Annotated in this window: 4 protein-coding genes; all 4 read right to left on the minus strand. The window is 55.8% G+C overall.

What is annotated here, in order from left to right; all coding sequences use genetic code 11:
* Window positions 1-133 precede the first annotated feature (133 nt).
* Window positions 134-4,186: a hypothetical protein gene (locus JWR14_RS18775; RefSeq protein WP_299709698.1), complete on the minus strand. Its 4,053-nt coding sequence runs from the start codon at window positions 4,184-4,186 to the stop codon at window positions 134-136.
* Window positions 4,187-5,057: 871 nt separating this feature from the next.
* Window positions 5,058-6,662, minus strand: coding sequence for a peptide chain release factor 3 (locus tag JWR14_RS18780; protein ID WP_299709700.1), 1,605 nt, complete (start codon window positions 6,660-6,662; stop codon window positions 5,058-5,060).
* Window positions 6,663-6,861: 199 nt separating this feature from the next.
* Window positions 6,862-7,086 carry a hypothetical protein gene (locus tag JWR14_RS18785; RefSeq protein WP_299709702.1) on the minus strand — a complete coding sequence of 75 codons (225 nt, stop codon included), beginning with the start codon at window positions 7,084-7,086 and terminating at the stop codon, window positions 6,862-6,864.
* Between the two features lie 267 nt (window positions 7,087-7,353).
* On the minus strand, window positions 7,354-8,456 hold a 1,103-nt coding region (locus tag JWR14_RS18790; protein ID WP_299709703.1), incomplete at its 5' end, for a multidrug effflux MFS transporter.

An 8,456-nucleotide genomic window follows, 5' to 3' on the forward strand; every position in this document is an offset into this window, starting at 1 on the left:
CGTGAGCGCGAACATCGTCTCTTAGCCGAAGAAGGCCATCACGAATTTCAAGACAAACGGCGCCCAATTTGTGCTTCCGGGGCTACCAGCAAGTTGTCGGCTTGCGCTGTCACAAATCATTTTGCTCTCATAGTCACGACTTACGATCTAGACTAGCGCCTATCGAGGTTGGTTTTCCGCTTGTGAAATCGACCACGATGACATCAATTAAGGAGCGTTGCACCTCTGGAATACGCTCTATAAGCATCCTTCGCATCTCGTCGGCCGATTGAGGTGCCCGAACACCATCTGGCGGAGGCCGCAATCGACGCCCTGAGCTGAATGGCACCTCGCCAAACCAAAGCACACAGTAGATGCCGCGACTCTCACAACGCCAGTCAATCAAATAACTGCGATCCAGTTGATCGCTCGCAGCTTGCCAGACCTTTGGATGCCACTGTCCTTTCACTTCCATTGGGAGTTGTATTTGGCCGTAAGCAAAGGCTAGATCAGCCCGTTTTGTCTGCGGCATATCGGCTTCGGTAATACGCTGCACGTTGTATCGCTTCAACTCCGGACTGATGATCGCGACCAAGCGGTCGCGGCACCGATTTTCGTCGTGCGGTTTGCCCGCATCGCTCCAGAAGTCCCTCACTTGATCGATATCATCACCGGTAAGCACCTTTTGCGCGACCTCAAACTCTTCCAATACGAGGGACTTGAGATCATCAACATTTGAAGGCGGCCCCTCGGTCAACATTTCGGCCAATTCTTTTGGCTGCAATGCCTCGAAGTGCTCCTCAGCCCGCTTTTGATGTTGTTCCGCTGCCAGATGCCGAAAAAAATCAGTGTAGCTATCACGGTCTGCCGATACTAACGCCTGCATAGCTTCGCCTGCCGCCGCGCTCGTATCGTTCGCTATAAGAGTCACGTTCGCGAGTAGAAACTCAGTTGCGTCGTAGGGATTTGTATTGCCGGAGCCGCTTCCTACAAGCACAGCATATGGCCACTGTGTCCGAAATTCCGAGACGATCCACTTTGCTTGAGCGACGGTAATCTGAAGCAAATCTCCTCGGCGTTCAAGTTGAAATCGATCACGGAGGAACCAGATAAATTCCGTGTTGTGAACACCAATGTTCGAAAGATCGGGTAGCACAGAATTGAATCGCACGAGGACGTCGATTGCGAGCCAAGCCAGCATATGATCGAAGTCGTCGTACACGAAATCAGCACGCTCAGCGGCGATTGACGCCAATGAAGTCAGCGCTCCTGCTTGCGTGAGGCAATCGACTAGGGCTAGCTCCGTACTTTTGCATTTGATCTCCTTGCTCGATAACCATTCTTGAGCAAGCAATGCGCCAATCGTCTGCCAACGCTCATCGTGGGCCAACTTGTACAGCCCAGGGATGTGCGAGACGCCTGCATCCAGTGACGGTTCTATCCAGAGTCGCGCGAAAGCGGCTCGTTCCTGAGAAGTCGAAATAACGTTTCGCTCCAACATCTCGCGAAGCGAAGAAACATCGTCCTCGTTGCACATGCCATGATTTTCGAGGCATAGCAATAATGCAGTCTTTTGCACTGAGTGAGAGATTCGCGATAAATCATCTCCATCGCGCACCCTCGCCAGAAGGCCCGCCATGATTGGATAACAATAGTTCCAAATGGTGCTCTCAGCAAAGCCAAAAGCGACTTGTTCTGGCGACGGAAGATCAGAGCGGTGGAGGACGGTATCGAAGCCCGTCATCACATCAACTGCGAGTTCACCACCCAGCCAAGCTGTTATCCTTTCCGACGGCATCTCCCGCTTCAGATCTCTGAACAGGCCAAGATACGCTTTTGCCGGACTAACCATGACCGCAAGTTCGCCCATACAAAGTTGGACCCTATTCGATTCAAAATAACGTCGATCCGTCTCATATGCGATTTGCATTTTCCGTCGCTGCTTCCACGCCCGGCGTTCTTGCTTTCGTTCCCATGGCAGTTTTTTCGGATTCGCGAGCTTCCGGACAAAGATTTCAAGCTGCTCGTCGCTAGCTTGGAATTTTCTGCTTGCCTCCCGCATTTCCGGATCCATACCTCCTCGACAAAAACCAAGTCGCATGAGATCTTTCCAGTCTTCACGTGCGGCCGAATCCCTATTGTTTGTGTCTGCAAGCCTGTTGAGAAACCAAGTAACATCCCGTGGTCGACCAGCAAGCCCCACTAGGCGAGAGGCAAGATCGAATTCGGTTGCGAAGATGGTCGGTCGCGAACGAGCCGTATACAGCACATGGTGTTGGATGGCGTGACGCAGGTCATCATGCGCATCTAGCGTTTCATATAGGCGCTTTGGCGCACCGTCGCGAAAATTGTCGGCACGAGCTACCGCTGCTAGCCAGTTCCACGCTAACGCTCCGTCCGCCGACGAAATCGCCTGCTTCTCAATGGCTTTAAGAATAAGCAACGAGGTTAGCTCAGCCAGGTCCTGCGCAGATCGGGATACATTTAGATCAAACAAATCGACATGCTCGGATAAGAGATTGAGCACGCTAATCAATCTTGAAACGGGCAGTGTTTCGACGATACGACCGAAATGAAAGATCGTGTGAATGCGGTACCCTTTACCCCGAGGAAACGGGCACATAGTGGCACCCATCTCTGCAAGAACTGCTGCGACAAGGAGTTGATCACTAACGTCACAGTCAACTTCGTCAATTAAATCGCGTGCAAGGCGAAGAGAGTCTTCCGCCGCTTGATCGTGCAACTCCCCTATCGTCGATTGCCACCAAGCACGATCACGGTAGGGAAGAAGTGCTTCCGCAGCGTCCTTTCTTTCACGGTAAAAGCGATCTGTAGAGAGAGCAATTTTTTCCAACGTGCTTGAAAGCTCACTCGCTAGCGGGGTGCCTTTGATCGTTTCGATCAACAGAGACCGCAAATGCTCGTTACTTGCAGCTGAAGCGATCGTAGATTTAATCTTATGTTGAAGACTGGGTACCGCCAAGCCGTTGACCGTATGACTCCCCCAGTCTAACGTTCGAAAATACGGGTCCTTTTCCGCCAAAGACTGTAGCGCATCGAACATCACTCCCGCGGATTCGGCCGTTAGATTGTTCACCTCCCCGTAGCGAAGCATGCTGAACGGATCAGCGCGAATCACCTCTTTTGCCATAGCCGGGCTATGAAATGCAAGCCAAGCGTGGAGGCCGCGCAAACTCGCAGGGACTGCGCCGCTGCCTCGCAATCGCGCAAGCAAACGTCGCCGCGCTCTATTGGTTGTAGCATGCTGCGCTAACCAGCGAGCTGCAAGAAACTCGGCAATGACCCGATGAATGGGCTTTGCCCGTCCCGGCCCCACGCTCACGAACAGCTTCGATGAGAAAACCACCCGTGCCGCCATGGCGTCAGGAAGAGCATCTATATCGGCGAGTCGGATGTCGCTTTCCTGAATTTGTCCAGGTCCTGCAAGGCTTACTGCTTCTGCACCGGCAAGCAGTAGTCCGGCCGAGATTGCACCAGCGGCTGAAAGTGCTTGATCTTCCGTGATCATGCCAAGGCCGCTTTCTTGTCGATCCGGATCATGTTCCGGCCAGATGAGTGTGCAGACGCGGCCAAACAAAGCGGCCCGGGTAGCCGGAAGAAGAGCATCGTGCCGGGCTACTCGGCCCATCAAGTCAAGCGTCAAAGGATTGCGGTACAGGTCGTCGATGCGATGTTCGTCGAGATGACTCAGCACGTATTCCGGGTCTATCATCGAAAACCGATGACTCAGGAAGCTGCTTGCTTCGGATCGGGTCAGTGGTTGAAGAGTGAATAAAACCGGTTCGATATCGTAGATCTGGCGTAGGTTAACGGCAGTGCGGGACTGCCATTCCCTGACTCGACACGACAGAATGAAATCGGGGGAACCCGCCGCCTCCAGTTGAGCCAAGATCGCGTCCACGGAGGTTCCATCGCGGCGCGACATCGCTTCGTCAAGACCGTCGATCAAAAGCGGTTTGCCGGTGACAACAAGTGTGGACGGGTTCTTACTATGCATGAGGCGAATCGCAGTAACCGGCTTCACATCCAGCGTTTGAGCGAGCTTGCGGATGAGTTCGCTTTTGCCCATACCTGGCTCGCCGAGCACGATCTTTGGCCCGGCGATATCGAGTAGTCCCGCTTCGCCAACACTACGCGTCTGCCCTTGATTATCTGTAACTTCTAAACTGCGAGGAAAATAGAGCATGGTCTTAGGTGCGCGTTCATATCGGATGCTTACCAAGTCGCTTACAAAGGTGAGTGCTTGTTGGCGAATTTCGTGTTCGATAACGTTGACGCTGGGCGCTCATGAAAAGCGGCATCGTATAGGCTTGCCAGTTGAGCATATTACCTCGCCGACGTTGAGTCGATACCGTGCAAAAATACCGAGCCAACTCAGTGCGCCACTCCTAACCACACGTTCGCCGTTATGGTCCTTTGAAGCGGCTATTTTGAATCCGTCGTTGACTCAGACTATTCCAACTATGAGACGGTGTACGCAATAGTCGATGAATATACGAAAAACCCGATGCGCAATTTGATCTTTGGCGGACCATAAACGCGCAGATATGAATGATAGAACCGTATCGAGTGAGGGAATCCACTGGAAGCCATTGCGACGCTTCCCGCAAGCTGATAGTCCTATTTATTTGAGCGGGCGAGCTACCAGAAAACCCTTAAGCACCGCTCCAGACGATGATCGTGTTGCCAATGCGTTCGGCCTCACTTAAGGCATTTGCAACGAAGGTCTACCCATCAGGTCGGGGTACGAAGTGCCCGCTGCCGCAAGCTGCGCATCACTGACGCGATCGCTTGCCCAGTCAATAGTCGGCAAAAGGCCAATCTATTTTTCTTCGCCGAGATTGAAGGCAAATTTCGGCAGACCCATTCGATCCACAAAGCATTTCAATGCTGCACCTGTTTTGAGGGCAGCTCGCATCTCATGCGAACGGCTCACCACCAATGATTGAACCTGCCCAAGGAGCACCCCGCGCTATCCGCGAACAGCCTGCCGCCAAATTGGCAGGTCTGACAAACCTCGTCGCAAACTATATCGGCCACTCGCGGCGGCAGCGCTCTTATAAAATCGACTTCTGAAACGGCGCGCCCGAGTGCTCGCGCAGCTCATTAAAAACGATCTTCGGCCAAGCCTTCTTCGCAACATCAATTTCCGATACATGCGAAGCGAGATACGTCGGCGCATTCGAAGCATCCAGCGCAATACGCGCCGAATATGCATCGGTAAAGCGGCGCAATTCAGCAGCATCGTCACACGTAACCCATCGCGACATCCGATACCGCGCCGGCATGATCCGCACGTCCACCTTGTATTCCGCCGATAAGCGGTGCGACACCACTTCGAACTGAAGCTGCCCGACAGCACCCAGAATAGTCGAGCCGCCAAGCACCGGACGGAACACCTGGATCGCACCTTCATCGCCAAGTTGCCGCAGCGCTTCACCCAGCTGCTTCGCGCGGATCGGGTCGACCACTTCCACCGTCTGGAAAATTTCCGGCGCAAAGAACGGCAAGCCCACGAACTGCAACAGCTCACCTTCCGTCAATGTGTCACCAAGACTCAGCGTGCCATGATTCGGAATGCCGATGATATCGCCCGGGAACGCTTCACTCACCGTCTCGCGCCGTTGCGACAGGAACGTCACCACGTTATTTGCACGGAAGGTCTTGTTGGTGCGCGTCACCTTTAGCGCCATGCCACGCTCGAAGTGCCCAGAGCACACGCGAATAAACGCCACGCGGTCACGGTGCGCCAAATCCATGTTTGCCTGCACCTTGAACACCACGCCGGTAAAGCGCGGCTCTTCCGGCAACACCGGACGCTGTACGGACATACGCATCGATGGCGGCGGCGCAAGCTCAACGAGCGCGTCCAGAATTTCCTTCACGCCGAAGTTGTTGATCGCCGATCCAAACAACACCGGCGACTGTTCGCCGGCTAGAAACGCAGCGCGATCAAACGCGGGCGTAGCACCCGTAATCAAATCGATTTCTTCCTTTGCACGCGCCCAGCTCGGGCCGAAGCGACGTTCGCCGTCAGCGTCATCGAGCGCACGCACGGTTTCCACCGCGCCGCCGGCAGTATCTTGTCCCGCGCGGAATACGCGCACCTGATCGTGCGCAATGTCGTAGACGCCCTGGAATTCCTTGCCCATGCCAATAGGCCAGGTGAACGGCACCGCCGCCACACCCAGGTGCTGTTCAATTTCATCGAGCAGATCGAGCGGTTGGCGCACTTCCCGATCGAGCTTGTTAATGAACGTGAGAATAGGCGTGCGGCGGCTGCGGCAGACTTCAAGCAGCTTGAGCGTCTGAGCTTCAACGCCGTTGGCGCCGTCGATCACCATCACGGCAGCATCCACCGCCGTCAACACGCGGTACGTATCTTCAGAGAAGTCTTCGTGGCCCGGCGTATCGAGCAGGTTGATGACGCAATCGCCATATTCAAACTGCATGACCGAACTCGCGACCGAAATGCCACGCTGCTTCTCGATTTCCATCCAGTCCGACGTCGCATAGCGGCTGCTCTTGCGCCCCTTCACGGTGCCTGCAATCTGGATCGCGCCCGAAAACAGCAGCAGCTTTTCGGTCAGCGTGGTCTTGCCCGCATCAGGGTGGGATATGACCGCGAAGGTGCGGCGCCGTTTGAGTTCGGAGAGTGACATCGGTACTGGAAAGAGCTGTGGGGTTGAGCATTCGGGCGGGGGTTGGCCCGAAAAATGGCCCGAAAAAGCCGCGTGGTGTGGATGATACACGAGGGGGGGTCCGCTCGTGCCAGGGCCGGCTCACCGCACCAAACAAGAAGGGCCCCGATTGGATCGGGGCCCTTCTCGAACCGCTAAAACCTAACGCCGGGTAAAAAGCTTAGGGCTTCGGTGCCGACGACGGGATCGTCGTAGCCGCTGTCGTGTTCTTGTGATGCTTCTTGTGGTGATGCTTCTTGGCCTTGTGCGTGCCGCTAGCCGGTGCTGCATCGGCAGCCGTTGCAGCCGGAGCAACGGCAGGTGCCGGAGCAGGTGCCGAAGCTTGCGCGAATGCACCAGCGGAGAACAAAGCGACGAGCGTCGCGGCAACGAGTTGCTTTTTCATGGCAGTAAGATCCTTGAGGTTGATGTCGAAGTTGATATCGACAACGCGGCGACGACGTCGCGTGTACCCGTTTAACGTCTCATCGCGAAGTGTGTTGACACGAACTCAAAGAAAAACTGACGGCAGCTTAATAATTTTTCGTGCAAAGGATTCCATTAGTTAGCGCATAAAGACGTACCCTGTACCCCGTATATTCCACTGCGTGAAATTCAGCGCCAGTACAAAACCTTGTTTGACAATCGCTGGGCCGCTCACTTGGCCGGCGTCTCACGACGTTCCAATTGTCGAAGTCGAGTTTGCATCGGCGACGGTTGAGGGTGTCTCGACTCCGCCGCGTTGCCCGAGCCAGATCCAGACCATTCCTGCGAGTAACGCGCAAGCAATCATCACGCCGCTCATCGAATAAATACCGAGTACGGGAAACAGCAGGGCGACGAATGAACTCGACCCCGCCCCGCACAGCATCTGTATGGATGTCAGCAAGCCGCCCGCCACGCCCGCCAATTCTGGAACAGGATCGAGCGCGCCGCGTGCGGCACTGGGCGCCGCGAGCCCGAAGCAAAAAGTACTGGCCACGAGCAAGGGCATGATGGTGAGCAACGACGCGCGATGCAATACGCTCAACGCAATCAACCCGAGGGTCGCGGCGAGTGTCGTGCAAATAGCGGTGGCAAGAATGCGCCGCGATTCAAAACCGCGCGCGGCGATAAAACCGTTGACCGTTGCACCCGCGACAATACCCGCGCCGGTCATGGCGAACATCGCGGCATAGATGATCGGCCTGACGTGCAGGACATGCAGCAGAACAAGCGGCGAGCCTGCGACGTACGCGAACATCCAGCCAAACCCAAAGCCGTTGATAAGGATGTGCCCCAGCACCGCGCGATGTGTCAGCACGCGTCGATATCCATTGAGGAGCCCGGACACGGCGAAGCTGCCGCTTCGCTGCGGTGCCGATTCCGTCAGGCCAGCCCACGTAGCGAGCGCGGCCACCAGTCCGCAGACTGCCATGACGCCATATATCCCGCGCCATTCAATCGCCGCCAGCAGGCCGACGCCAATAGAGGGCGCAACAATCGGCGCAACGTTCGCCACCACGGTGATGGCCGCCAACCGGTGCTGCATCGCGTTGCCTTCGAACAGGTCGCGGACGATCGCGAGCGCCACTGTCATCCCCGCGCCCGCCCCAATGCCCTGCACCAGTCGCGCGCCAAGCAACACGGCGATGCTGGGCGCCACCGCCGAGACAATCCCGCCCACCGTGAACAACGCAAGGCCGAGCAACAGCGTGGGCTTGCGGCCTTTTGCATCGGAGAGAGGGCCGTATACGATCGGGCCCACTGCAAATCCCGCCATGAACAGACTCAGCG

The sequence above is a fragment of the Caballeronia sp. genome, from assembly GCF_028292365.1.
Lineage (GTDB): Bacteria > Pseudomonadota > Gammaproteobacteria > Burkholderiales > Burkholderiaceae > Caballeronia.

Excerpts from the sequence above, each read along its gene's own strand:
- JWR14_RS18785 (WP_299709702.1), bottom strand. The coding sequence starts at position 7,086 with ATGAAAAAGCAACTCGTTGCCGCGACGCTCGTCGCTTTGTTCTCCGCT.
- JWR14_RS18780 (WP_299709700.1), bottom strand. The coding sequence starts at position 6,662 with ATGTCACTCTCCGAACTCAAACGGCGCCGCACCTTCGCGGTCATATCC.
- JWR14_RS18775 (WP_299709698.1), bottom strand. The coding sequence starts at position 4,186 with ATGCTCTATTTTCCTCGCAGTTTAGAAGTTACAGATAATCAAGGGCAG.